Raw genomic sequence first — 25693 nt, forward strand, 5'->3', positions numbered from 1 at the left:
GGGCGCTTTATATGATCAGGCAGCGTCGTGGACTATGCCCGTTATCTTCCTGCTCGCCATGACCGTGGTGCTGTTTTTATTCGGCATCTTCGCTGGGCGGCAGCGTACTATATCTTTTACCGCGGAACAGACGGCGGCAAATCAGGAAATATGACAGTGAAACGACGCTGCATGGAGATGCAGCTGTAATAAAAGCAAAAAAAAAGAAGTGCTTACAGTCAAAGCTGTAAACACTTCCTATTGCTGGCTTTTAATGGTGGAGCTGAGGCGATTTGAACGCCCGACCCCTTCCGTGCGAGGGAAGTGCTCTCCCGCTGAGCTACAGCCCCATCAAAGTTTGCGGGTAAATAATTGGAGCGGAAAACGGGACTCGAACCCGCGACCTACGGCTTGGAAGGCCATCGCTCTACCAACTGAGCTATTTCCGCTTGCAACGCGAAATATATTATCACCGCATACCCAAACTGTCAAGAAAAAATATCGCCGTGTTATTGCTCAGAGATAAAGTCATAGCTAATAGATCTGTGAAATAACACGGAAATGCACCTTTTATTTGAGAAAGAAAGAAGTGTTTACAGCCTAGACCGTAAACACTTGCTATTACTGACTTTTAATGGTGGAGCGGAGGCGATTTGAACGCCCGGCCCCTTCCGTGCGAGGGAAGTGCTCTCACTCTGAGCACCGCCCTGTCAAAGATTGCGGGCTAAATAATTGTATAGAGGCTATGATGCTTATCGAAGCTGCGGCTGTTAATCCAAATGCTTTCTTATAGGATATTCGCCCTCTCACTACCCTGTTTTTATATTCTCTTATGCATTATACTAAAGTGGAGAACTGCTGGAGGAGGGGTACGATGCTGGGCGGCGGCAATTCATCTGTCATTCAACGGTATTTATCGAAAGAGGAATTCGATTCCGAAAGGTTCATCATCGGCATCAAACCTCTATTTGCAAATATAAACACCACGGAAAGGTGGATACGTTCCGGCATTCATATACCGCAGGATCTGAAAAATACCATCTCTTCATATCGCCTGTTGGGACGCCACATACCCCAAGCGGGGCAGGGCAGAATAGATATCCTCCAGATAAAGCTCGCTCCCGGGACACAGCTGGTGGCTTCGGAAAAGAAGTGCGTTAAATTTCTGATGAAGCATATGGAGAGCGACGGCGCGGACGCGGTATTTGCCGCGATAACCTCCGCGAGGGGCGAGGGATATCTTTCGCTTTTTATTGAGTCCACGGCGGTGCGAGGCATCGTCATTCCTGATGATATATTGGACTATCTCTCTACTGAGGGAATCAAAAATTTTCTCCATAAGAGCTGCGGCCTTGCTCCCGCCGCGCTTGACGGCTATTTCTCCGACAGCTGCATCCTCTTCGACGATACGGTATTCGCGCGCGACGCAAAGAAACTTGACGCCGAGCTTGCCTCGGTACGGTTCTGCGACATTGCGGCCGCCGGCGGCGAGCTTGTCGGAGCCTTCATCAAAAAGATCGCCGCCGTGCGCCTTGGGCTGGGTAAGTATTTTAGCGAGAGCCAGCCACGCACGGAGGAGCGGTTAATACGCGAATTCATTGAGAATTCCCTCTTCGTAACGGATTGCAGCGCCGCAGCCCTCGACATCCTGAAAACAGAGCTGAAACTCAAATTTCCACAGGCTGAGATAAAAGATGATCGTTTTGTTTGGGGCAGTATTTTAGTTGATAATATATTCTCAGACGTAAAATTTGACCTGATAATAACTAATCCGCCGCATCTGCGCAGCGAACAGTTCTCTTCGATAAAAGAGCTGCTTTCCGGTTACTCCTCATCGCGCTTCAACGCCGATATATACTGTTATTATGTGGAAAAGGCGGTCTCGATGCTCTCTTCACGCGGCAGCGCGGTATTTTTGATCTCCAACAAATGGATGAAATCCGACTACGGCGCTGGGCTGCGCGATTTCTTTCAATATCACAATCCCGCCGTCATCGCCGATCTGGGCAAGGTGCCGCTGCTAAAGGGTACCGTCATGCCGCTTTCCGTAGTATCGGTGCTGAAGGAGCCGGAGGGAGGCGGCGTAAAGTTCATCAACGCCTCCGCAAGACCGAAGGACACGCCTCTGCCGGAGTACGCGGAGGAGCGTGCGCGCCCACTGTCGGAGGGCGAATTTTCCTCCGCTTCGTGGAGCTTCCCGGAAAGCGGGATCGCGGCGCTCGTGGCGGATATGCGCGAAAGGGGAGTCCCTCTTTCGCACTGCACAGACAACAAAATATACAGGGGAATCCTCACGGGGCTGAACGAGGCTTTTGTCATCAGCCCCGAAACGGCGGAGGCGATATCAGCGGAGGAACCGGCCTCGGCGGAGCTTATCGTCCCCTTCTATTCCGGCCGCGATATAAAACGCTACTACCTGCCGCCGGTGAAGAAATACCTCATTTTCATGCCCAAAGGCTACACCGACAGAAGGCGCGAGCTCGAAGAGGGTTATCTGTGGTTTGCACAGAATTACCCACGGCTGGCCTCTCACCTTGCCAGGTACGAGGCCAAGGCGGCGAAGCGGCGTGACCGAGGCGACTATTGGTGGGAGCTGCGTCCCTGCCGCTATTACGATGTCTTTCAGAGGCAAAAAATACTTCTGCCGGTGATATGCCGCGGCATCTCCGCCGTTCTGGACGAGGGCGGCGCCTACGCGAACGATAAGTGCTGTATCATCGACAGCGGAGACTGCTTTCTCCTGGCGCTGCTTAATTCGAGACTTATGAGCTTCATCTTCCGCTCCGTATCGGCCCCGCTCATGAATGATTATTTCGAACTGCGTCCTTCGACGCTTGCGGAGCTGCCGGTCAGAGGGATGAATCCCGCAAACGCCTCTCAGCGGCGTCTTAGAGCGGAAATAACCGCTTACGGCGAAAAGCTTTCGCGCATATATGCGCTTAACCCGCCGGCAAAATACGGCCGCCCGGACGGAGAGACGCTTCAAACGGAGAAGGAGCTGAACAGGGCAGTCTACAGGCTCTACGGGCTGACGCCTGCCGAGATAAATATCGTCGAAAATAACTGACGGATGATGTATAATGCTCCCGCATGCCGCCTGTAACGGCGGCGATGAAATTTTGTCTGGTTGGAGATATAGATGAATAACCGCCGCATGTTCTCTGTAATGATGCTTTCAACGGCCTCGTTGATTTGGGGTACCTCTTTTGTCGCCCAGATACTGGGAATGGAGTTTATCGGACCGTTCACCTTCTGCACGGCAAGGTATGTGGTCGCGCTCCTTTTTCTGGTCCCATTCGCCCTGCTTATGGACCGGCGCAGAGGCGCGGGAGCTGGCGGAAATCCCGCCGTCATATCGGACTGGCGCGGCTGTTTCCGGAGCGGCGTCCTCTGCGGCAGCGCGCTTTTTATCGCCTCGGGTCTGCAGCAGATAGGGCTGCTTTATACAACGGCCGGCAAGGCCGCCTTTATTACGGCGATGTATATCGTGATCGTTCCAGTCTACGGCCTCTTTATGAAAAAAATTCCCTCCAAGCTGACGACCTTCGCCATTATATTCAGCACAGTGGGGCTCTATCTGCTCTCGATCAAAGAAGATTTCAGGATTGAGACGGGGGACGCCCTTATCCTTGCCAGCGCCCTCTTTTGGGCGGCTCACATAATGATATGCGACCGTTTTGCGAAATATTATGATACGGTCAAGCTCTCGACAGTGCAGTTCGGGACGGTGGCTCTCTTCTCCGCCGCGGCGATGTTCCTGTTTGAAGCTCCGAAGTTGGCGCCGCTGCTGGCCTCATGGCTGCCGGTATTCTACGCGGGACTTTTCTGCACCGGCATATCCTATACGCTCCAAATGGCTGCGCAGAGGGACGTGAGCCCCGTAACGACCTGTATTATACTCAGCGCCGAAGCGCTCTTCGCCGCGGTCTTCGGTTATCTGGTCCTCGGTGAACGTCTCTCCGAGCGCGAAATAATCGGCTGCGCGATTCTGTTCCTCGCGACCCTCATTGCGCAGATACAGGAGGTAAAATCTGGAATGGACATGGAACCGGGCGCGTGAAATAAAAATACCTCTTTCCTAAATTGATTCTCATGGTATAATCTTCCAGTACTCGGGATGTAGCGCAGCCTGGTTAGCGCACCTGCTTTGGGAGCAGGGGGTCGTCGGTTCGAATCCGACCATCCCGACCACTGATATCAAAGGCTTGGCTATCGCAGCCGAGCCTATTTTTTTGCTCGAGACATATTTGGTATGTCAACCGTATGCAGATGATATTATATAGATAAGGCAAATCTGCCCGAAAAAATAATAACCTAAAAACTGGAGTGAAGTGTGATGGCCGGCAAAGGCAAGGCTAGAGACGGTTTTATCAGTAAATGGGGCTTTATTCTGGCCTGTATCGGCTCCGCCGTCGGTATGGGCAATATCTGGATGTTCCCGCAGCGAGTTTCGCATTATGGCGGCGGTACATTTCTCATACCCTATTTAATTTTCGTTTTTTTGATCGCATCTTCGGGGGTGACGGGAGAGATGGCCTTCGGGCGCGGCACGCGTTCCGGGCCAATGGGGGCCTTTAAAAAAGCGGTAGAATCGCGTGGCTGGAGCGGTCGTTTGGGAGAGACACTCGGAATCGTCCCCGTACTCGGTTCTCTGGCGCTGGCGATTGGTTACACCGTCGTCGTCGGCTGGATATTCAAGTACACCTTCGGGGCTTTCAGCGGGGCCACTCTCGCGCCGGCCTCTCCCGAAGCATTTGGGGCGCTGTTCGGCGGTATGGCGGTCGCCTTTGGCAATAACCTCTGGCAGTGGATCGCCATCGCCGTCACCTTTTTTATCCTCATCATGGGTATCGGCAACGGTATTGAGAGGGCTAACGGCATCATGATGCCGCTCTTCTTCCTCTTATTTATCTGCCTCGGCGTCTATGTCTTTTTTCAGGAGGGGGCCGCTGACGGGTATAAATATATATTTACCATCGATCCCAAGGGGCTGCGCGATCCTATGACCTGGATATACGCCATGGGGCAGTCGTTTTTCTCGCTCTCCGTAGCCGGAAACGGTACCTTGATCTACGGCTCATATCTCAGCGACAAAGAGGACGTGCTCTACTCGGCGCGTAACGTCGCCGTCTTTGACACGATCGCCTCCATGCTCGCCGCGCTCGTCATCATTCCCGCCATTGCCACCACGGGCGCGCAGCTAAACACCGGAGGCCCCGGGCTGATGTTCATCGCGCTGCCGAACCTTTTTAAAAATATGCCGGGCGGCGTTCTGATAGTGATAATTTTCTTCGTCGCCGTAACCTTCGCGGGGATTTCTTCTCTTATCAACCTCTATGAGACGCCGATAGCCACGCTGCAGGAGAGGCTGGGATTCAGCCGCCTCCAGGCCTGCCTTTGCATCGCCGTCGCCGGTCTCATGGTCTCTACCTGCATTCAGGGAATCGTCGGCGGCTGGATGGATTTTGTCTCAATCTATGTCTGCCCGCTGGGAGCGGGGATGGCCGGCATCATGTTCTTCTGGGTATTCGGCAAAAGATATGTCGCCGGAGAGCTCATGAAGGGACGCGGCAAGCCGCTGCCTGTCTGGATATATCCGCTCAGCAAGTATATCTACTGCGCGCTGACGGTTATTGTGCTGCTGCTTGGCATCGTAACGCCGGGAGGAATCGGCTAGTCTGGTACATTAAGGTAAAGTCAGAAAAATAACGTCCATAAAATACCGCTTTTCAGCCTGCCCAGGCTATGATATATTTGTGCGCGTCACATTCCGTAAAGTCTCCGCGTTTACCTCATGACCATCTCGGAAACATCCGGCAGGCAGGGTATATGGAGACGCGTGGAGTGGGGGAGGGCAACGGTCTCCCGGTGTTTTTAGTGAATTGGCACATATTTTGAAACTTTTCCACAATCTCTATGTGTGGAAATTAGTTAGTTATGGTAAAATGCTATGGTTGAACATAGAGCGTTGTAATAATTTGAAAGGGGAAAATAAATTGAAGACCGAAATACTTTCGCAGGAAAAGAACGTCGTGGAGGCCAAAGCCCAGTTTACCGCCGAAGAGGTAACGAAGGCTGTTGAAAGCACCTACAAAAAGATATCCAAACAGGCCAACATAAAGGGCTTCCGCAAGGGCAAGATCCCGCGCCGGACTCTTGAGCTCTACTTCCCGAAAGATGCCGTCTACGCCGAGACGATAGAGAATCTCGTTCCTGACGCTATCGACAAAATGATAGAAGAATATGAGCTTAAGCTCATCGCCGAACCCGATGTTAAGCCCAGAGAGATCAAAGAGGGCGAGGGTTTCGAGGTGACGGTCAAGTTTGAAGTCACACCGCAGTTTGACCTGCCAAGCCTCGATGAGATAGAAGTTGAAAAGACCGTATATGAGACGACGGACGAGATGGTCGAGGATCAGGTCAAGCGCATCGTTGAGAGCCGCGCCGAGATGGTCCCCACCTACGAGGAGCGTCCTTTGACAAAGGACGACTACGCCTCGGTCCAGTACGATACCTTCCTCTATTATGAAGACGGCAGCGAGAAGAAGGCCGAAGAGGGACAGAAGACCGAGATATTCCTCGGCGCCGATACGATGCGTCCCGAAGTTGTCGAAGCGTTTGTCGGCAAGGCCCCCGGAGAGACAGTTTCAATAGAGCTCCCTGTAGAGGGTGAAGAGGCGAAAAAGGACCACGTCGTCAAGAGCCGCTACGAGATAGAGATCCTCGGCATCATGAAGAAGACCACTCCCGAACTGACCGACGAACTGGTAATTGAGATCACGCAGTCGAAGCATAAGACGACCGGCGAATTCAAGGAAGAGGTCAGGAAGCAGCTCGAAGCCGCGGCGGAAAACCAGAGCAAAGAGAACCTCAAAGACACTATCGTCAACAAGATCGCCGGCATGGTCGAGGTAGATGTCCCGATGACGCTCATCGAGCGTCAGAAGGATTCCATCAGAAAGCAGCAGGCTGAGAGAATCAAGAGAGAGAACAACATGACGATGGAAGAGTTCTTTGAAAAGAGCGGCATGAACAAAGAGAGCTATGAGGCCGAACTCGACATGGCGGCGATGAACATCGTGAAGCGCGCGCTCGTACTTGAGGCGGTGGCCGAGGCCAACGATATCGAGTGGACTCCCGAAGAACTGACACAGGAGATCACCTCTATCGCCCGTATGTCCGGCGTAGACCCGAAGAAGCTCCAGGACTACATCTACGGCGACCGCGACAGGCTCTTTGAGATGGCGGAGAAGATCCGCAACCGCAAGACGGTCGATTACCTCGTAACGACGGTGAAGGTCACCGAGGTTCCGGAAAAGAAGGCCGAAGAAAAGGTCGAAAAAGAGGCGGAATAGCTCCGCCTGATTTTGCAGGACATTAAGACGATAAATAGAAGATAAAAGGAGGAATATTATAATGTCTTACTACGTTCCTATAGTTGTAGAGCAGTCGGGAAGAGGAGAGCGCTCCTATGATATATACAGCCGCCTCCTGAAGGATAGGATAATATTCCTGGGAACCGCGATCGATGATACGGTAGCAAACCTTGTGGTGGCGCAGATGCTCTTTCTTGAAAGCGAAGACCCCGACAAGGATATTTCACTCTATATAAACAGCCCCGGAGGGTCGGTCTCGGCCGGGCTCGCGATATACGACACAATGCAGTATATCCGCCCGAACGTCTCGACGATCTGCCTCGGAATGGCGGCAAGCATGGGAGCTGTGCTCCTTACCGCGGGAGCCGAGGGAAAGAGGCTCGCGCTGCCCAACGCGAAGATAATGATCCACCAGCCGATGGGCGGTATGCAGGGACAGGCCTCGGATATCGAGATCCACGCGAAAGAGATACTCAAAACACGCGCGAAACTCAACGAGATACTGGCGGCGCATACGAAGCAGCCGCTGGACAAGATCGAAGCCGATACGGACAGAGACTATTACATGTCATCCGAAGAGGCCTTAAAATATGGAATCGTCGATAAGATAATCGAAAAACGCTAAATCTGATGAGGGGATTCCACCGGGAGTCCCCTCATTTTGTTGCGAGGAGCCAGTTCGCATGTATGATAATAAAAACGAAAACGTATTCAAAGATAGAAAGAAAAATAGCTGCTCGTTCTGCGGTAAATCACAGAACGAGGTCGCGAGGCTGTTCGCGGGACAACAGTCAAACGTCTTTATCTGCTCCGACTGTGTCCACCTCTGCAACATTTTGCTGAGAGGCGAGCACCTTGGCGCTGATGAGATGGAGAAACCGCAGGATAAGACGAAACCCGATTATACTTCTCTTCCATCAATAGATAAACTGCCCAAACCTGCGGAGATAAAGGAATTTCTCGACCAGTATGTCATCGGCCAGGCACAGGCGAAAAAGGTGCTTTCCGTAGCGGTCTACAACCATTACAAGAGGCTGCTGAACCCCGCCGTCGGCGACGACGACGTGGAGCTGCCGAAGAGCAACGTTCTTCTCGTCGGCCCCACCGGCAGCGGTAAGACGCTGCTCGCGCAGACGCTGGCAAAGATGCTGCACGTCCCCTTTGCGATGACGGACGCGACGACGCTGACCGAGGCCGGTTATGTCGGAGAAGATGTCGAGAATATACTCCTGCGCCTCCTGCAGGCCGCCGATTTTGACATACAGGCGGCAGAGCGCGGTATCATCTACATAGACGAGATCGACAAGATCGCGCGGAAGTCGGAATCGACCTCCATCACGCGTGATGTCTCCGGCGAAGGCGTCCAGCAGGCGCTGCTGAAAATTATTGAGGGCACGGTGGCCAACATTCCTCCGAAGGGCGGGCGCAAACACCCCAGCCAGGAGATGATTCCCATCGACACCAGCAATATCCTCTTCATCTGCGGCGGCGCATTCGACGGCCTCGAAAAGATAATTTCACAGCGTACCAACGAAAAACAGCTTGGCTTCGGCGGGGAGATCAACTCCAACGCCAGCAGGCAAAACAACTCAGAGCTCCTTAAGAAGCTGGAACCCGACGACTTGCGGGCCTACGGCTTCATTCCCGAGTTTATCGGGCGTCTGCCGGTTCTTGTGGCGCTAGAGGCCCTCTCGGAAGATGCGCTCATCCAGATACTCAAGGAGCCGAAAAACGCCCCGTTGAAGCAGTACAAGAAGCTCTTCGCCCTTGAGGATATAAACCTTGAATTTACCGACGACGCCGTAAGGACGATCGCCGAACGGGCCTCCAAGCTCAATACCGGCGCCCGCGGCCTGCGCACCATCCTTGAAAGGCTCATGCTCGACCTGCAGTATGAGATACCCAACAGAACGTCGGACGTCGCTTCGCTCACCGTAACAAAGGGAGCGGTTGAGGGAACTGAAAAACCGTTCGTCGAAACAGGTGCCAAGGCGCATGGAGCAGAATAAACCGCTTATCTATCCCGTCATTCCCGTGAGGGATATGATAGTTTTTCCCGGCGTGGTCTCGCCGCTATTTATCAGCAGGCCGCGCTCGATGCGCGCGGTCGAAGAGGCCGGCGAACACGACCGGATAGTATTCATTACGGCAGAGAAAAAACCCTATCCCGATACGGTACAGCCCGAGGGACTTTACAAAATTGGGACGGTCTGCAAGATACTCCAGAACGTGCGCCTGCCCGACGGCTCTCTGAAGGTCGTGGTCGAGGGCGGTTACCGCGCGGAGGCGGTGAGATTCGCGACCAACGAATCATTCATGCTCGCCTCCGTCACGCCGCTGGAGACTGAGAAGTGCGAACCAACGCTTGAGATGCGCGCGCATATGCGCTCCATCCTGCGTGAATTTGAGCAAAATGTTCACCTCGACCCCAAACTGCCGGAGGAGATCGCGCGTTCCGTAAGGGACATAGACATCCCCGACGTACTCTGTGACGTGGTGGCCTCGCACAGCCGCCTCGACATCATCGAAAAACAGAAGATACTGGAGACCGCTGATACGCCGGACCGTCTGAGCCTGCTTCTTAAGATGCTGATAACGGAGAATGAGCTGCTCGGGCTGGAACGCGACCTTGAGGACCGCGTGCGTTCCGAGATAGACAAGGATCAGCACAACTACTATCTGCGCGAACAGCTGAAGGTCATTAACGAAGAGCTAGGCGAAGAGAGCCCCGCGAGCGAGGCGGAGGAGCTTCGCGGCACCGCCCTGGCCTCCGGTATGCCGGATACCGTTATGGAGCGCGTAAATAAAGAGATCTCAAGATTTACAAAACTGGCACCCGTTTCGCCGGAGGCTGCCATGGCGCGGACCTATATCGAGACGCTGGTGGAACTGCCCTGGAATAATTCTACAGAGGACTGCCTAGATCTGGCCAACGCGCGTAAGGTGCTTGAAGAGGACCATTACGGGCTTGAAGAGGTCAAGAAACGCATTCTGGAATATCTAGCCGTCAAAAAACGGGCGGGAAAGAATATGCGCGCACAGGTCATCTGCTTCGTCGGGCCTCCCGGCGTGGGTAAGACCTCGCTTGGCCGCTCGATCGCTCGTACTATGGGGCGGGAGTTTATCAATATATCCCTTGGCGGGATGCACGACGAGGCGGAAATACGCGGACACCGCCGCACATATGTCGGCGCGCTGCCTGGACGTATAATACAGAAGATAAAACAGTGCGGCTCTAACAACCCGCTGATTTTGATGGACGAAATCGACAAACTCGGCTCCGATTTTCGCGGCGACCCCTCGTCGGTGCTGCTGGAGGTGCTCGACCCTGAACAGAACTGGCACTTCACGGATAACTTCCTTGAAGTCCCCTTCGATCTGAGCAAGGTCATGTTCATCACCACCGCCAACTCCGCCGCCACGATACCGAGACCCCTCCTTGACCGCATGGAGGTCATTCCGCTTCCAGGCTATGTGATGGAGGAAAAGATCAAGATAGCCAAACGTCATCTGATACCTCGCATAATCAAGGAACATGGCCTTGAGAAAGAGGACTTTGTCATATCCGAAGCGGCACTCAAAGATATCGTATCATCCTATACAATGGAGGCTGGCGTCCGTTCGCTTGACCGCGAGCTCTCAAAGGTCGCGCGGAAGATCGCCACTGAGCTGGCGGAGGGAGAAACTCCGGAAAGAGGCTCGCTCGGCAAAGAGCGTATCAAGAAGATACTCGGCGCGCCGAAGCTCCACAACACGAAGATACCGAAAGAAAATGCCGTCGGTACGGCTATCGGTCTTGCCTGGACCGAAGCCGGCGGCGACGTCATCCTCATCGAGTCGGCCGTCATGGAGGGCTCCGGCAAGGTTACATATACTGGAAACCTCGGCGACATCATGCAGGAGTCGGCTACGACCGCCCTCGCCTACCTTAAATCGCACGCGGACCGTTACGGGCTCGCTGATTTTGCCTGGGGCAAAAAGGATATCCATATCCATGTCCCGGTCGGTGCGGTGCCGAAAGACGGCCCCAGCGCGGGGATCACCCTTGCCCTTTCGCTCTGCTCGACACTCACGGGGCGCGAGATCGACACGAAATACGCGATGACGGGGGAGATGACGCTGCACGGAAGCGTTCTGCCGATTGGAGGCATCCGCGAAAAGACACTGGCGGCAAAACGCCTCGGTATAAAAGAGATAATACTGCCCGAAGCTAACAGGCCGGACACGGCTGAACTTAGCGACTGGGTGCTTAGCGGCATGAAACTCCACTATGTTTCCAATATAACAAAGGTTTTTGAATTAGCCTTGAAACCGGGGGAATAAGATGAGCGCATGGAAATCTGAGCTGTTCTGCACGGCTTTTAACAAACAGCAGCTGCCGCCTCCGGGACCTCACGAGATCGTCTTTGTCGGGCGTTCAAACGTGGGGAAGTCGACGCTGATAAACGCGCTGCTCGGCAGGAAGCTCGCTAAGGTAAGCTCCAAGCCGGGAAAGACGCGCAGCATAAATTTTTACAATGTCGAGGCGGAGCCGCATAAATTCTCGCTTGTCGACCTGCCGGGCTACGGCTACGCGGCGCGCGGAATGGACGAGCGCAAAAGCTGGTGGAAGCTGATAGACGACTATTTCAGCCAGGACCGCCCGATATCCTACGTCGTGCACCTGATAGACTTCCGCCACGGGCCGCTCGCGAACGACAACGAGCTCACCGCCTGGCTCGACAGGATGGACATGCCCCGTATCGTAGTCTTTACCAAGGGAGATAAAATATCTCCCGGAAAGCGAAAAGGGCAGTATAATACGATAATGCGCGGCGGGATCGATTCTATTCTGCCGCCCTTCGTCACCTCCGGCGTCAACGACGCCGAGATGGAGAAGCTGCGTACCGGCATCGAAGAGGTCCTCTCCGAGATTATCAAGCTCGACGCGCAGGAGGCAAGATAAAAAGGCAGGCAAAACCAAACGCCTATTCCGATGATTAGATGTGTCAGCCGCTAAGCGGTTCGGTTTGGCCTGGGGCGCAGGCGTATATAAATACGTTGGAGCCACAGGTCAAACCGGACCGCGACGCGGATGGCATATATAATCATCGGCACCCAATCCAGAGGTGCCGGAACGGCCGGACTGACGGACTGGGAATAGATACGGACCGCGCCACCAGGCCGGCCCATTGAGGAGGAAACGGAAATGGATTCCGAGAAGGTGCAGTTAGGCAAGAGCTATGATCCCGTGCCCATTGAAGACAAATGGTACGCGGAATGGATAGCTGAGGGGCTTTTTAAGGCAGATTCGTCATCACCAAAACCGCCGTTTTCAATCGTCATACCGCCGCCCAATGTTACGGGCTCGCTCCATGTCGGCCACGCGCTCGACAATACGCTGCAGGATATTCTCTGCCGCACGAAGAGAATGCAGGGCTACGAGGTACTCTGGCTGCCCGGCACAGACCACGCGGGCATCGCCACGCAGAACGTCGTGGAGCGTTCGCTCGCCAAAGAGGGCGTATCACGTCACGACCTTGGGCGCGAAGAGTTCGTCAAAAAGGTCTGGGAGTGGAAAGAGCAGTACGGCAGCACAATCATAAACCAGCTCAAAAAGCTCGGCGCCTCCTGCGACTGGGACCGCGAGCGCTTCACGATGGACGAGGGGCTCTCGCGCGCCGTCCGCAAAATATTTGTGGAGCTCTATAAAAAGGGACTAATCTACCGCGGGAAATACCTCATAAACTGGTGCCCGCGCTGCCAGACGGCCCTCTCCGACCTTGAGGTCGAGCACGAGGAGATGGACGGCAAGTTCTATGAGGTCTCATACAAATTCGCCGACGGCGAAGAGGGCGGCGTCATCGTCATGACGACGCGCCCCGAGACGATCCTCGGAGACAGCGCCATCGCGATACACCCGCGCGACGAGAAGAACCGCCACCTCGTAGGCAAAAAGGTCGTCGTGCCGCTCGTGGGACGCGTCATCCCCGTCATTGAGGACAACATGGTCGACCCCGAGTTCGGCACCGGCTGCGTCAAGATCACCCCGGCGCACGATCCCAACGACTTCCTTGTCGGCCAGCGCCACAATCTCGAACAGATACAGGTCATTGACGATAAGGGAGTAATGAACGAGAACGCCGGCAAATACCAGGGGCAGGACCGCTTTGAGGCGCGCGGCACGATCGTCGCCGACCTTGAAAAAGAGGGCGTGCTGCTCTCCGTCACCGACCTGCGCCACTCGGTAGGGCACTGCTACCGCTGCCATACTGTGATCGAGCCCTACCTTTCTGAACAGTGGTTCGTCCGCACGCGCCCCCTCGCGGACGCCGGGGTAGCCTCCGTTGAAGCCGGAAAGATAAAGTTCGTTCCCGACCAGTGGACCAACGTCTACTACCAGTGGATGGAGAATATCCGCGACTGGTGTATCTCGCGCCAGCTCTGGTGGGGACACCGTATACCCGCGTGGTACTGCGACAAATGCGGCGAAGTCATCGTCGAAGAGAACGCGCCGCACAAGTGTCCGAAGTGCGGCAGCACCGAACTCTGCCAGGACGAAGATGTGCTCGACACCTGGTTCTCGAGCGGACTCTGGCCCTTCTCGACGATGGGCTGGCCCGACGAGACCGAAACTCTGAAAAAATTCTACCCGACCTCCGTGCTTGTGACCGGATTTGACATAATCTTCTTCTGGGTCGCAAGGATGATAATGTTCGGACTTGAGGGAATGAAGGGCGAAGTACCCTTCCACGACGTATACATCCACGCCCTCGTACGCGACGAAAAGGGGCAGAAGATGAGCAAGTCGCGCGGAAACGTCATCGACCCGCTGACGATCGTGAAGGACTACGGCGCGGACGCGCTGCGTCTTACGCTCGCGGCGCTCACGGTACAGGGACGTGACATCTTCCTCTCGACCGACCGTATCTCGACATACCGGCTCTTCATGAACAAGCTCTGGAACGCGAGCCGTTTCGCGCTTATGAATCTTGAAGACGCCGCGGCGGGACAGGAGATAGACGAAAGGGAGCTTCAGCTCCACGACAAATGGATACTCAACCGCATCTCGCAGGTTTCGGCGGAGATGACGCGGCTGCTCGACGGATACTTCTTCGGCGAAGCGGCGCGCCTCATGTACGACTTCACCTGGGGCGAGCTCTGCGACTGGTACCTTGAGCTGTCAAAGCCGGCGCTGCGCGGCGACGAGGGAGAGCCGCGCCGCCGGACGACGCAGGCCGTTCTGCTCGCCGTCTTTGAAGACGTCCTCAAGCTGCTCCACCCGATCATTCCCTTCGTGACGGAGGAACTATGGCACGCCTTCCCCTTCGGCACCGACCTTGTGGAGCACAGCAGCTGGCCCGCGCCGCGCGTCGCCGTTGACGAAAAGGTGATCGCGGATATGGACTTCATTCAGGATGTGGTCCGCGCGGTACGCAACCTAAGAGCCGAGGCCCGTATCGCGCCGCAGCAGATGATTCCCGGCGTAACGCTCGCCGTTCACAGTAAAGAGAAGCTCGCGCTGCTCAAAGAATGCGAAAAGCAGATAGAGCTGCTTACTAAGGTGGAAAAGGTCACCTTCACCGAAGAGGGCGCCGCGAAGCCGGAGAGAAGCCTCGCCTCGGTGCTCGATGACGTGCAGGTATACCTGCCGGTAGGCGACCTGCTTGACGTGGATAAGGAGATACAGCGCCTTAAAAACGATATCGCCAAACTTGAGAAGGATATCGAAAAGAGCAAGGCAAAGCTCGCGAACAAGCAGTTCGTCGAGCGGGCTCCCGCCGAAGTCATCGATAAAGAGAAGGGCAACCTTGCCGACAACGAGACGAAGGCTCAGCGCATGAAGGAAAACCTCGGCAGCCTGACCAACTGATTTTAATGAACGAAAAAGAGAGATTTTCCGAAGTAGAAAAAAAATTGCAGGAGATGGCAAGCCCGGGCATCCGCCCGGGACTTGCCCGTCTCGCTCGCCTTCTCAGCGAGGCCGGCATGCCGCAGGACAAATTTCCCTCCGTGCACGTCGCGGGGACCAACGGTAAAGGCTCGACTGCGGCAAGCCTCTATGCAATTCTGCGCAAATCAACCTATAAAACTGCCCTATATACCAGTCCGCACCTTGTCGACTTTTCCGAGCGGCTGGTGATCGACGATAAAAGAGTCTCCACCGAAAGGTGGCTTGCCGCCATCGGCCTGCTTGAGCGGATAATAAAAAAAACCTCCTTTTTTGCTGACAACCTTCCGACCTATTTTGAACTGATAACGGCGGCGGCGATTTTAATTCTCGCCGAAGAGTCGCCCGATATCGCCGTCTTTGAGGCGGGGATGGGCGGCAGGCTTGACGCCTCAAACATCCTTGGCGACGTCAGGCTCAGCCTGATAGTGCCGATAGGCCTTGACCACACGGAATACCTCGGAGATACGCTCGAAAAGGTGGCCGCTGAAAAGTTCGCCATCATGCGCCGGGATACGCCGGCGCTCTTTGCCGGCGATCCAAGGCTCGACGCCCAGTTCATCATCGCCGCGAAGCTGCACGGCGCCGCCCCGCATATCTTCTCCTCCAGATATAGCGTAACGGAGGCGGACTATTCGCTCTCCGGCACGGATTTTACCCTGAGGGACAAAAACGATGGCGGGGAAGAGCGGTACCGCACTCCGCTGGTGGGCACCTTCCAGTCGGAGAACGCGGCGCTGGCGGTGGCCGCCGCGCGTCTGCTCAGTCCGGCATTCCCAAAGATAACGGCGAATACGATAAAAGAAGGCCTATCCGGGACTCTCTGGCCCGGACGCATGGAGGTGATCGCGCAGGATCCCACCGTGCTAGTCGACGGAGGGCACAACCCGCACGCGATGAGGCGCATCGCCGAGACGCTGAAGGCCCTCATGGGCGGCAGCCATGTCAACATAGTAATCGCGATGATGCGCGACAAGGAGATCGCGGGCGCGCTCTCATTTTTGCGCGGACTTGACGTCACCCTCTACTGCACGGAGGTGCCGGGAAATGAACGTTCGCTTGGCGCGCGGGAGATGGAGCGGGCGGCGTCGGAGGCCGCTCTCAAGAGCGGGGGAAGTTTTCACGAGCCGCTTACGGCTATCGCCGAGGCCTCCAAAGAGGGCGCGCCGGTGCTTTGCTGCGGCAGCCTCTTCCTCGTCGGATATATAAAGGAACGAAAAGATGAACTTCGAAGGATTTAAAACTTATGAGGACGAGAGCGGCATTATCATCGAAATGATAATGCCCTCTGTTTTGAGGGAAAGCTTTTTCGCGAAGCTGTACGCCCGCGGCGCGCTGAACGACGCCGCCGAGGGCGATCCCGAAACGGTCTGGAAGGCCCTCTCCGCCCGCTATGATAAAAGGCCGCTCGTCGCGCCCCGTCAGGTGCATGGCGTAAATATCATTGAGGCCGACGGCGGGCAGATTCTTCCGCAGAGACCGGACGCCGACGGCGTATTTATCGAGGACGGCGCATATCCGCTGGCAAGCCTGCGCTTCGCGGACTGCACGCCGGTGGTGATCGCCGGGGCGGCCGAACGGCCATGGATGGCGGCGCTGCATTCCGGTTTTAAGGGAACCCTGCAGAATATCGCCTCCGCCGCCGTAAAGCTGGCGCTCGCGAAACACCCCGGACAGCACCCCGGCGAGATGTGGGCGTGGATCGGTCCCGCGATCGGCGGGGAATGCTACTCGCGGCGGAGGGAAGACCCGACGACAGAGCTGGCGGTAAGGAGCTTCGCGCCGGAAAACGTCTCGGAAAACAGCGAAGGTTTCAATTTTGATATCAAAGGTCAGATAGCCCGTCAGCTTATAGAAATCGGCCTGATTTATGATAAAATTTATATGTATGATTGCTGTACCTGCTGCCGTAATGATTACTTCTATTCGTACCGCGCAGGCGATGAGAAAAAAAGAATATTTCTGCTGGCGGGAAGTGCCAAAAAACAGAGATAGATGTGAAAATTATATAAAGCGTGAGCTTATACCACTCTCCTAGAGGTGAAATGTATGGAAGCAGTACGGGTCGGAGTCGTAGGCGTCGGGCATCTTGGGATGCACCACGCGAGAGTATATACGGAGATACTGGGAGCTCAGCTTGTCGGCGTGGTGGACATCAACGACGAACGCGCGCATACGATAGCGGAGCCGCTGGGGGTCAGCGCATACAGCGATTTTGAAACCTTTCTCAAAGAGACGCGTCCGGACGCGGTCAGCATCGTCGTTCCCACCAGCATGCACTATGAGATCGCAAAAAAGGCGATGGAGCACGGCGTCCATGTGCTCGTCGAAAAGCCTGTCACGACAAGCGTCGACGAGGCGGAAAGGCTGCTGCACCTCGCGGTGGAGAAAGACGTTATCCTGCAGGTCGGTCACATAGAACGCTTCAACAGCGCCGTGGAGCACGCCCGTGAATTCATCAAAGATCCGTACTTCATCCAGACGCGCCGTATGGGTCCCTTCTCGCCGCGCATCAGCGACGTCGGCGTGGTACTTGACCTCATGATACATGACGTCGACATCATCCTTTCGATGATAAACTCGGACCTCGTCTCGATCTCGGCGATCGGCAAATGCATCCGCACGGACCATGAGGACATCGCCTCGGTCCAGATGCGCTTCGCAAACGGCGCGATGGCTCAGATACTTGTCAGCCGCGTCTCTGAAAAGCGGCTGCGCCAGATGGAGATCACGGAGGCGGAGCGCTTTGTGACGGTCAACTATGAGACACAGGATATCACCGTGCAGCGCTGCGTCCGTCAGAGCGGCGGAAACATCGTCGAGGTGATGGAACATCCCGTGTTCCCCAAGACCGAGCCTCTTAAGATGGAGCTCCAGCATTTTATCTCATGTATCCGCGAGGGGCTGCAGCCGATGGTCGGCATCAAAGACGGCAAACGCGCCCTTGAGGTATGTGTCGCCGCGCTGCGCCAGATCCATGAAGAAAAAAAACAGAATTATTCGCTGCTTTCGGCAATATAAAGAAAAGAGGCCATGACATAAGGCAGATTAAGCGTTATTATTTAGAGAGGAAGAGTTTTCCTCTCTTTTTTATTGTATATGGCTCCTGAAAGGGTGAAGCTGGATTTGTTTGGATTTTTAAAAAATGTACCATCGGTGAACATTCAGGCCTTTGTAGCCCTCGGCCTATTCGGCGTATCGCTCCTTCTTGCGCGTATGGTCGTCAACATACAGTCAGGGAAGTGGCCGGGAAGCGCGACCTGGGTGATCTACCTGAGGATGGTGCTCGGCTTTACCTTTGCCGCCTCCATTGGGCTTGGCCTATACAGCTTTGCGGGGATAGACATTTTATTCAGCAGATGAACGAACATATTGAGCGGGACGGAGGAAGCCATGCTTCCAGCCCCGCTCACAGTATAATTTAAAATAAACACAGGGAGAGTTGTGACCATGAATAAGCTACTCGAACGCGCGTTAGCCGGAGATACGAGATCGATCGGACGCCTCATAAGTCTCGTCGAGGCGGATTCCCCCACATCCAAAGAGATCATGAAGGCCGTCTATCCAAAGACCGGCAGGGCACAGGTAATCGGTATTACAGGCAGCCCAGGAGCGGGGAAGAGCACCTTTGTGAACCGTCTTATAGCGCAGTTCAGAGCAGAGGGCAAGCAGGTAGGCGTCATCGCTATAGACCCCTCAAGCCCCTTCACAGGCGGCGCGATACTGGGAGACCGCTTGCGCATGCAGGACCACGCCGTTGAGGAGGGCGTATTTATCCGCAGCATGGGTTCCCGCGGCAACCTCGGCGGCGTCAGCCGCGGCACACACGAAGGGGCGCTGATCCTCGACGCCTGCGGCTTCGACGTCGTGATAATCGAGACCGTCGGCGTCGGGCAGTCTGAGGTCGACATCGTGAAGATCGCGGACACCGTCTGCCTCATCCTCACCCCCGGCATGGGCGACGACGTGCAGATAATGAAGGCCGGCATCATGGAGATCGCCGACGTATTCGTCGTCAACAAGGCCGACAAAGAGGGGGCGGACAAGGTGGCCGCCGACGTTCAGGTGATGCTCAAGATGCTCGGCGAGCGCGAATGGGTGCCGCCGGTGGCGCTCGTCTCATCGAACAAAAATACCGGCATCGACGAGGTAAAGGAGATCATCAAAAATCACAGCGCCTACCTCCACAACAGCGAAGAGGGCAAACGCCGCCGCTGGTCGCAGCTTGAGATGGAGGTCGAAGCGATCCTGAGGGGCGAAATATCGCTGCTCGTGGAAAACGCCTGGAAGGAGCGCCGAACTGATTCTCTGATGGATGAACTTTCATCAAGAAAGGCCGACCCCTATACGCTCGCGAGCGAAATAATTCAGAAGATTATAAAATAAATAATCCATACGGAGGAACTGATAAATTATGAAAATAGCGGTAGCTTCAGATCACGCGGGATATGAACTAAAGGAAGAGATAAAGGAGAGCCTCGCTAACGCAGGGCATGAGGTGCTCGACTGCGGCACAGCCTCCGGCGACGTGCGCGTCGATTACCCCGATTGGGGCTTCAAGGCCGCCGACGCCGTGGCGAGCCACAAGGCCGAGCGCGGCATCCTCGTCTGCGGCACCGGCATCGGCATGAGCATCGTCGCGAACAAGGTCAAAGGAATACGCGCGGCGCTCTGCCACGACCACTTTACGGCGGTCATGAGCCGTCGCCATAACGACGCCAACGTCCTCGTGCTCGGGGCGCGTGTGCTCGGCTCGGACGTCGCCGAAGACATGGTCAAGGCGTGGCTCGCGGAGCCCTTCGAAGGCGGACGGCACTGCTTCCGGCTTGAGAAGATCAGCGCCTACGAAAACGAGAACTCAAACTCCCGCGAGGCGGCCTCCGGCGACGGCAGGACCGTAGTCATCGACCACCCGCTGGTGCGCCACAAGCTCGGGCTCATGCGCAATAAAGAGACCTCATCGAAGGACTTCCGCGACCTCGTGCAGGAGGTCGCCGGACTCATGGTATACGAGGTGACGCGCCACCTGCCGCTGGAAGAGGTGGAGATCGAGACCCCCGTCGCGAAGACGCGTGTATTCACTATATCGGGCAAAAAGCTCGCGATCGTCCCCGTTCTGCGCGCCGGCCTCGGCATGGTGGAGGGGATCCTTAAACTCGTTCCCAACGCGAAGGTGGGGCATATCGGCCTCTACCGCGACCCAGAGACGCTGAAACCCGTCGATTACTACTGCAAACTGCCATGCGACATTTCGGAGCGAGAGATATTCGTCGTCGACCCGATGCTCGCCACCGGCGGTTCGGCGGCGGCGGCCGTCAGCCACATCAAGGACAGGGGCGGCAAAAAGGTCTCACTGGTATCGCTGCTCGCCGCTCCCGAGGGTATCGCCGCCTTCCACGAGGCTCACCCCGACGTGGATATATACACGGCGGCCGTCGACAGCCATCTCAACGACCACGGGTACATAGTTCCCGGACTCGGAGACGCTGGAGACAGGCTCTTCGGAACAAAGTAATAAAAAAGCCGCCTGACCTGCGGCTCCACAAAAATGAAAGGAATATAAATTGCTTTCAATCTATCTGTTTACGCTCTTAACCTTCCTCTGGGGACTGGTCGGTACGCCGATCGCGATCGCGCTGGCGCAGAAATTCCGCCTGCTTGACATCCCCGGAGGAAGAAAGAAACATCACAACATCATGCCCCGCGGCGCGGGGCTTGTTCTGTGGAGCGGCTATCTTATGTGGGCCCTCTTCACCGGAAACCCCGGTGTCGAGGTGCCCTATATCGCCACGGGAGCGTCGGTGATTTTCATTGTCGGCTACATGGACGACATGCACCCATTGCCGCCTCTCCTGCGCCTGATATTCCACCTCCTTGCCGCGGCCTGGGTCATCTATCCGCTGCCCGTTCCTCTGTGGCAGCGGGCGCTCTTCGTCTTCTGGATCGCTGGCGCCACCAACGCCTACAATCTTATAGACGGAATGGACGGCCTCTGCCTCACGATAACGCTCATCACCGCGCTCTGCGCGCTGATCGTGGGCGGCAGGGGAGTATGGCTGCCCTTCGCGGGGCTGGTATTCGGAGTCCTGCTCTGGAACTTCCCGCAGCCGCGCACCTTTCTCGGAGACGGCGGCAGCACCCTTCTGGGATACATCTGCTCGTCACAGCTCGCGTGGAGCATATTCCCGCACATCTTCGGGACCGGCTTTATACACCTCGCCTTTATACTGCTCTTTCTCGGCGGCGTACCCGTGATGGACACGCTCGTCGCGATGACGCGCAGGGTGCTCCACAAAAAGTCCCCCTTTGAGCCGGACAGGGGACACGCGCACCACAAGCTGCAGGATTTCGGCCTGCCGAAATTCGCAACGCTCATCGTGATGGGTTCGGCGCACGCGCTCATCATCGCCCTTGGCATGCGCCTTATGGGGCTGCCGGTATTCAAATTCTTTTAACAGATAAGGAGGCGCCGTAATGGACAAGAAAAAAATAGTATGCGTCATAGGGACAAGACCCGAGGCCATTAAAATGGCCCCCGTCGTTATAGCGCTGATGAAACAGGACTACTTTGACGTGAGGATACTGGCCACGGGACAGCACGCGGCCATGCTCGACCAGGTGCTTGATTTCTTCAGCCTCACGGCGGACAGGAATCTGCACATCATGAAGGAGCGCCAGACGCTCGATTACATAACCTCGTCGGTGCTCACCGGCGCGGGGGAATATTTCGACGAGGTCAAGCCGGCGGCCGTGCTGGTGCACGGCGATACGACGACAACCTTCGCGGCGGGGCTCGCCGCCTTTTACCGCAATATTCCCATCGGCCACGTCGAGGCGGGACTTCGCAGCTGGAATATGAGGCTGCCCTTCCCCGAGGAGATGAACCGCGTCCTCATCGATAAGATCGTGACCTGGGGTTTCGCGCCGACTGAGCTCGCGGCGGAGAACCTCAGAAAAGAGGGGCTCCCCGAAAGCGGCATAAGCGTCACGGGAAACACGGTGATCGACGCGCTCTTCTACACCGTCGCGGCCCAGACCAAGCCGGAGTGTGAAGAGCTCAAGGCTCTGCCCGAGGGCGCGCCCTTCGTCCTCGTCACGGCCCACCGCCGCGAATCATGGGGAAAGCCGCTTGAAGATATCTGCCGCGCCCTAGTGGGGATACTCGAGAGCCACCCCGAGCTGTGGATGGTCATCCCGATGCACAAAAATCCCGCCGTCCGTGAGATAATACATAAATACCTCGACGGCAGGGAGAAGGTCATCCTCTGCGATCCGCTCGACTATCCGGACTTCGTCTGGGCGATGAACGCCTCAAAGTTTATCCTCAGCGACAGCGGCGGCGTACAGGAGGAGGCCTCGGCGATCAAGAAGCCGGTGCTCATCCTCAGAGACGTCACGGAGCGCCCCGAGGCGGTGGAGCACGGCAGCGGCCTGCTTGTAGGCGTCGACAGGGAGAAGATACTTAACACCGCCCTCGAACTGCTGAACGACCCGGCGATAATAGCCGGGATAGAAAAGAGATGCGCGGCGCAGCCCTTCGGAGACGGCACGGCCTCGATCAAGATAGCAAATACTCTAAAGGAGAGTCTGCGGGATTAGATGGAAACTCACGGATTGAAGAAATTGGCAGAAAAAATGATCATACGCGGCGGCAAAAGGCTCAGCGGGACCATCTCCGTCCAGGGAGCCAAAAACGCCGCTCTGCCTGTAATGGCGGCCTCTATCCTTTTAAAGGGGGAGGCGCTGAAGCTGGAAGGGGTCCCCGACCTCTACGACATACACACGATGTGCGATCTGCTGCGCCATCTCGGCGCGAAGGTGGACTTTAACGACCACTGCATGACCATAGACGTGCCGGAGGAGCTCAACTGCGAAACGCCGGTGGAGCTTGTGCGCAAGATGCGCGCCTCCTCGCTCGTACTCGGCCCGCTCGTCGCGAGATGCGGCCGCGCGTTGCTCCCGCTGCCGGGAGGCTGTGTGCTCGGCAGCCGTCCCCTCGACTTTCATCTCAAGGGACTTACGAAGATGGGGGCGGAGATAGAGCTCAAGGGCGGCGCGGTGACGGCAACCGCCGGACGCCTCAAAGGAGCGACGATAACGCTCGACTTCCCCTCGGTGGGGGCCACGGAAAACCTCATGATGGCGGCGGCCCTCGCGGAGGGCACCACCTTCATCGAAAACGCCGCGAAAGAACCCGAGATCGTGAACCTTGCGGAGATCCTGCGCCTTATGGGCGCCCCCGTAAAGGGCGACGGCACGGAGACTATCCGCGTCACCGGCATGGATTCGCTCCATTCGGCAAGCGGCGAGATCATCCCCGACCGTATCGAGGCGGCCACCTACCTCATGGCCGGCGTTATCACCAACGGCAGCGTCACCGTGAAGGGCATCTCGCCGAACTGCATGGAGGCGATACTTAACAAACTGCAGGAGGCGGGCGTCGAGATCGACGTCTTCGGCAGCAAGATTACGGCGAAGTGGGTCGCTCCGCTCAAGGGCGTAACGATCAAGACGATGCCCTATCCCGGCTTCCCGACGGATACACAGCCGCAGCTGATGGCGGTGCTGACCCTCGCGGGCGGCACCAGCGTCGTCCATGAGAGCGTCTTCGACTCGCGCCTTCTCCACATCAACGAATTTAAGAAGATGGGGGCCAAGATCGAAGTTCAGGACAACATCGCGATCGTCACCGGCGTCGGCAAACTCAACGGCGCGGAGGTCCATTCTTCAAATCTCCGCGCGGGAGCGGCGCTGATCCTGCTCGGCCTCGCCACCGAGGAAGAGACGATGATCTGCGACCTACAGCACGTCTGGCGCGGATACGAGGGACTGGTGGACAAGCTGCGCGCCCTCGGAGCGGATATAAGTTTTGCCGAATAACGGAATAATAGAGGAGTGTGCGGTATGGCTGAAGACAGACAGCCTCTGATACTAAATGTAAAAACATCCGCCTTCGTGGGCGCGGCGGGCACCGGCAAAAGCCAGAGGGCCCAGCTCGTCGCCTCGCTGGTCGACGCCGATTACATAATAGACGACGGACTCGTTATCCATAAGGGCAGCATCGTCTGCGGCAAGAGCGCCAAGTCGGAGAGGAACCAGGTGAGCGCCATCAGGCGCGCCATCTTCGAGTTCGACGACCACCGCAAAGAGGTCATCGACTATTTCCGCTCGGCCGCTCCCTGTTCCGTGATGGTCATCGCCACCTCCGACAACATGGCGATGCGGATACTGCGTAAGCTAAAACTGCCCGTGCCGGAGCAGATAGTCCACATAGAGGACGTCGCGACGCCGGAGGAGATACTGAAGGCGCGCCGTGAACGTTTCAGCAAGGGGCAGCACGTCATACCGGTCTCCCACGTGCTCGTGCGCAAGAATTTCGCGGGCAAACTCGTCGGCCAGCTGCGCGTATTCTGGAAGTCGAAAGACAAACATGAGGGAGAGAAGACAATCGTGCGGCCGCCCTTCAGCTTCTACGGCAACGTCCATATCGAGACGGAGGCCATAGAGGAGCTCGCCTCATTTATCGCCAGCCGTACGGCGCAGGTCGCTAAGGTCAACGAGGTCAAAGTGAGCCCCGAAGAGGAGGAGTCGATTCGTATTGAGATGAAACTTACGGTCACGCTCGGCGATAAAAAATTCCTCAGCATCGCTAACCTGGTAAAAGAACGCATAGCGGTGAGCCTGCGCTACTTCACGGGGCTCGACGTAAAAACTGTAGACGTAATTATCGCGGAGGTTCAAATATGACGGCAAACGAAGACATATTGCTTAAGCTGACCCCCGAAGAGAGGGCGGCGATGAAAAAAACACTCTGGGAGGAGACGAAGGCCAACACCCTCGCTTGCCGCGCCTGTCCGCTCGCGGAGACGCGGACCAAAGTCGTCTTCGGCGACGGCGACCCCGATACAAAGCTGTTGTTTATCGGCGAGGGACCCGGAGCCGACGAAGACGCGCAGGGTCTGCCCTTCGTCGGCAGGGCCGGACAGCTTCTTACCCAGATACTCACCGCGGCGGAGATCAGCCGCAAGGACGTCTACATAACGAACATCGTGAAATGCCGGCCGCCGGAAAACCGCGTGCCGACGCCCGCGGAGACGGTGATCTGCGACAAACACCTGCAGACCCAGATAATGCTGATAAACCCCGCGCTGATGGTGCTGCTCGGAAACACGCCCGCGCGCTGGATACTGCAGACGAGCGAGGGCATTACGAAACTCCGCGGACGCTGGTTTGAATGGCACGGGATCGCCGTCATGCCGATGTTCCATCCAAGCTATCTGCTGCGCAACGCCAGCTCCAAAGAGGGCAGCCCCAAACACCTGACCTGGCTGGACATCCAGGAGGTCAAGCGCCAGTGGGACGCCGTCAAGGCGACCGGTTCGATAAGCGGCATCAAATTCGGCTAGGA

20 protein-coding genes and 3 tRNA genes are annotated in these 25693 nt (G+C 56.3%); 21 read left to right on the plus strand and 2 right to left on the minus strand.

Annotated features, from left to right (window positions below; translation table 11 throughout):
• Positions 1–254 precede the first annotated feature (254 nt).
• Both LIO98_RS13750 and LIO98_RS13755 read right to left on the minus strand, forming a co-directional pair.
• Positions 255–329, minus strand: a tRNA-Ala gene (locus LIO98_RS13750).
• Between the two features lie 23 nt (positions 330–352).
• Positions 353–428 (minus strand) — tRNA-Gly (locus LIO98_RS13755).
• Between the two features lie 425 nt (positions 429–853).
• Between LIO98_RS13755 and LIO98_RS13760 the strand changes: the two genes are divergently transcribed.
• The 21 genes from LIO98_RS13760 (at position 854) to LIO98_RS13860 (ending at position 25691) form a co-directional block, all read left to right on the plus strand.
• Positions 854–3046, plus strand: a complete 2193-nt coding sequence (locus tag LIO98_RS13760) for a TaqI-like C-terminal specificity domain-containing protein (protein ID WP_291958374.1) — start codon at positions 854–856, stop codon at positions 3044–3046.
• 99 nt (positions 3047–3145) lie between these two features.
• Entirely contained in the window at positions 3146–4039 is an 894-nt protein-coding gene (locus LIO98_RS13765) for a DMT family transporter (RefSeq protein ID WP_291958378.1), read from the plus strand.
• A 53-nt stretch (positions 4040–4092) separates the two neighbouring features.
• Positions 4093–4170, plus strand: a tRNA-Pro gene (locus LIO98_RS13770).
• 145 nt (positions 4171–4315) lie between these two features.
• Positions 4316–5656, plus strand: coding sequence for a sodium-dependent transporter (locus LIO98_RS13775; RefSeq protein ID WP_291958381.1), 1341 nt, complete (start codon positions 4316–4318; stop codon positions 5654–5656).
• Between the two features lie 319 nt (positions 5657–5975).
• Positions 5976–7334 (plus strand): trigger factor, encoded by a 1359-nt coding sequence (tig, locus tag LIO98_RS13780; protein ID WP_291958384.1) that lies wholly within the window; start codon positions 5976–5978, stop codon positions 7332–7334.
• A 61-nt stretch (positions 7335–7395) separates the two neighbouring features.
• Positions 7396–7980: an ATP-dependent Clp endopeptidase proteolytic subunit ClpP gene (gene clpP, locus LIO98_RS13785; protein WP_066744714.1), complete on the plus strand. Its 585-nt coding sequence runs from the start codon at positions 7396–7398 to the stop codon at positions 7978–7980.
• 58 nt (positions 7981–8038) lie between these two features.
• Positions 8039–9364: an ATP-dependent Clp protease ATP-binding subunit ClpX gene (gene clpX / locus LIO98_RS13790; RefSeq protein WP_291958388.1), complete on the plus strand. Its 1326-nt coding sequence runs from the start codon at positions 8039–8041 to the stop codon at positions 9362–9364.
• The gene (lon, locus tag LIO98_RS13795) at positions 9351–11678 is read left to right on the plus strand and encodes an endopeptidase La (RefSeq protein WP_291958391.1); all 2328 of its coding nucleotides are present in this window, start codon (positions 9351–9353) and stop codon (positions 11676–11678) included. Before clpX ends, lon begins: the two co-directional genes overlap by 14 nt.
• A gap of 1 nt (position 11679) precedes the next feature.
• Positions 11680–12300: a ribosome biogenesis GTP-binding protein YihA/YsxC gene (yihA, locus tag LIO98_RS13800; protein WP_291958394.1), complete on the plus strand. Its 621-nt coding sequence runs from the start codon at positions 11680–11682 to the stop codon at positions 12298–12300.
• A gap of 243 nt (positions 12301–12543) precedes the next feature.
• Positions 12544–15207: a valine--tRNA ligase gene (locus tag LIO98_RS13805; RefSeq protein ID WP_291958398.1), complete on the plus strand. Its 2664-nt coding sequence runs from the start codon at positions 12544–12546 to the stop codon at positions 15205–15207.
• A 5-nt stretch (positions 15208–15212) separates the two neighbouring features.
• Positions 15213–16526: a folylpolyglutamate synthase/dihydrofolate synthase family protein gene (locus LIO98_RS13810; protein ID WP_291958402.1), complete on the plus strand. Its 1314-nt coding sequence runs from the start codon at positions 15213–15215 to the stop codon at positions 16524–16526.
• Entirely contained in the window at positions 16507–17280 is a 774-nt protein-coding gene (locus tag LIO98_RS13815) for a polyphenol oxidase family protein (protein ID WP_291958405.1), read from the plus strand. Before LIO98_RS13810 ends, LIO98_RS13815 begins: the two co-directional genes overlap by 20 nt.
• A 54-nt stretch (positions 17281–17334) precedes the next feature.
• The gene (locus LIO98_RS13820; protein WP_291958407.1) at positions 17335–18306 is read left to right on the plus strand and encodes a Gfo/Idh/MocA family oxidoreductase; all 972 of its coding nucleotides are present in this window, start codon (positions 17335–17337) and stop codon (positions 18304–18306) included.
• A 78-nt stretch (positions 18307–18384) separates the two neighbouring features.
• On the plus strand, positions 18385–18648 hold the full coding sequence (locus LIO98_RS13825; protein ID WP_363304463.1) for a flagellar biosynthesis protein FliR: 264 nt from the start codon (positions 18385–18387) through the stop codon (positions 18646–18648).
• 87 nt (positions 18649–18735) lie between these two features.
• Entirely contained in the window at positions 18736–19671 is a 936-nt protein-coding gene (meaB, locus tag LIO98_RS13830; protein WP_291958410.1) for a methylmalonyl Co-A mutase-associated GTPase MeaB, read from the plus strand.
• A 28-nt stretch (positions 19672–19699) separates the two neighbouring features.
• Positions 19700–20800 (plus strand): uracil phosphoribosyltransferase, encoded by a 1101-nt coding sequence (gene upp, locus LIO98_RS13835; protein WP_291958413.1) that lies wholly within the window; start codon positions 19700–19702, stop codon positions 20798–20800.
• A gap of 49 nt (positions 20801–20849) precedes the next feature.
• On the plus strand, positions 20850–21740 hold the full coding sequence (locus LIO98_RS13840; RefSeq protein WP_291958416.1) for an MraY family glycosyltransferase: 891 nt from the start codon (positions 20850–20852) through the stop codon (positions 21738–21740).
• Positions 21741–21759: 19 nt separating this feature from the next.
• Positions 21760–22884 carry a UDP-N-acetylglucosamine 2-epimerase (non-hydrolyzing) gene (wecB, locus tag LIO98_RS13845; protein WP_291958420.1) on the plus strand — a complete coding sequence of 375 codons (1125 nt, stop codon included), beginning with the start codon at positions 21760–21762 and terminating at the stop codon, positions 22882–22884.
• The gene (murA, locus tag LIO98_RS13850) at positions 22885–24165 is read left to right on the plus strand and encodes a UDP-N-acetylglucosamine 1-carboxyvinyltransferase (RefSeq protein ID WP_291958423.1); all 1281 of its coding nucleotides are present in this window, start codon (positions 22885–22887) and stop codon (positions 24163–24165) included.
• 24 nt (positions 24166–24189) lie between these two features.
• The gene (locus tag LIO98_RS13855; RefSeq protein WP_291958426.1) at positions 24190–25032 is read left to right on the plus strand and encodes a hypothetical protein; all 843 of its coding nucleotides are present in this window, start codon (positions 24190–24192) and stop codon (positions 25030–25032) included.
• Positions 25029–25691 carry a uracil-DNA glycosylase gene (locus LIO98_RS13860; protein WP_291958429.1) on the plus strand — a complete coding sequence of 221 codons (663 nt, stop codon included), beginning with the start codon at positions 25029–25031 and terminating at the stop codon, positions 25689–25691. Before LIO98_RS13855 ends, LIO98_RS13860 begins: the two co-directional genes overlap by 4 nt.
• Positions 25692–25693 lie beyond the last annotated feature (2 nt).

The sequence above is a fragment of the Cloacibacillus sp. genome (assembly GCF_020860125.1).
Lineage (GTDB): Bacteria > Synergistota > Synergistia > Synergistales > Synergistaceae > Cloacibacillus.

What these genes read in the sequence shown, in the direction of transcription:
- LIO98_RS13760 (WP_291958374.1), top strand. Translation starts at nt 854, where the DNA reads ATGCTGGGCGGCGGCAATTCATCTGTCATTCAACGGTATTTATCGAAA.
- LIO98_RS13765 (WP_291958378.1), top strand. Translation starts at nt 3,146, where the DNA reads ATGATGCTTTCAACGGCCTCGTTGATTTGGGGTACCTCTTTTGTCGCC.
- LIO98_RS13775 (WP_291958381.1), top strand. Translation starts at nt 4,316, where the DNA reads ATGGCCGGCAAAGGCAAGGCTAGAGACGGTTTTATCAGTAAATGGGGC.
- clpP (WP_066744714.1), top strand. Translation starts at nt 7,396, where the DNA reads ATGTCTTACTACGTTCCTATAGTTGTAGAGCAGTCGGGAAGAGGAGAG.
- clpX (WP_291958388.1), top strand. Translation starts at nt 8,039, where the DNA reads ATGTATGATAATAAAAACGAAAACGTATTCAAAGATAGAAAGAAAAAT.
- lon (WP_291958391.1), top strand. Translation starts at nt 9,351, where the DNA reads ATGGAGCAGAATAAACCGCTTATCTATCCCGTCATTCCCGTGAGGGAT.
- yihA (WP_291958394.1), top strand. Translation starts at nt 11,680, where the DNA reads ATGAGCGCATGGAAATCTGAGCTGTTCTGCACGGCTTTTAACAAACAG.
- LIO98_RS13805 (WP_291958398.1), top strand. Translation starts at nt 12,544, where the DNA reads ATGGATTCCGAGAAGGTGCAGTTAGGCAAGAGCTATGATCCCGTGCCC.
- LIO98_RS13810 (WP_291958402.1), top strand. Translation starts at nt 15,213, where the DNA reads ATGAACGAAAAAGAGAGATTTTCCGAAGTAGAAAAAAAATTGCAGGAG.
- LIO98_RS13815 (WP_291958405.1), top strand. Translation starts at nt 16,507, where the DNA reads ATGAACTTCGAAGGATTTAAAACTTATGAGGACGAGAGCGGCATTATC.
- LIO98_RS13820 (WP_291958407.1), top strand. Translation starts at nt 17,335, where the DNA reads ATGGAAGCAGTACGGGTCGGAGTCGTAGGCGTCGGGCATCTTGGGATG.
- LIO98_RS13825 (WP_363304463.1), top strand. Translation starts at nt 18,385, where the DNA reads ATGGCTCCTGAAAGGGTGAAGCTGGATTTGTTTGGATTTTTAAAAAAT.
- meaB (WP_291958410.1), top strand. Translation starts at nt 18,736, where the DNA reads ATGAATAAGCTACTCGAACGCGCGTTAGCCGGAGATACGAGATCGATC.
- upp (WP_291958413.1), top strand. Translation starts at nt 19,700, where the DNA reads ATGAAAATAGCGGTAGCTTCAGATCACGCGGGATATGAACTAAAGGAA.
- wecB (WP_291958420.1), top strand. Translation starts at nt 21,760, where the DNA reads ATGGACAAGAAAAAAATAGTATGCGTCATAGGGACAAGACCCGAGGCC.
- murA (WP_291958423.1), top strand. Translation starts at nt 22,885, where the DNA reads ATGGAAACTCACGGATTGAAGAAATTGGCAGAAAAAATGATCATACGC.
- LIO98_RS13855 (WP_291958426.1), top strand. Translation starts at nt 24,190, where the DNA reads ATGGCTGAAGACAGACAGCCTCTGATACTAAATGTAAAAACATCCGCC.
- LIO98_RS13860 (WP_291958429.1), top strand. Translation starts at nt 25,029, where the DNA reads ATGACGGCAAACGAAGACATATTGCTTAAGCTGACCCCCGAAGAGAGG.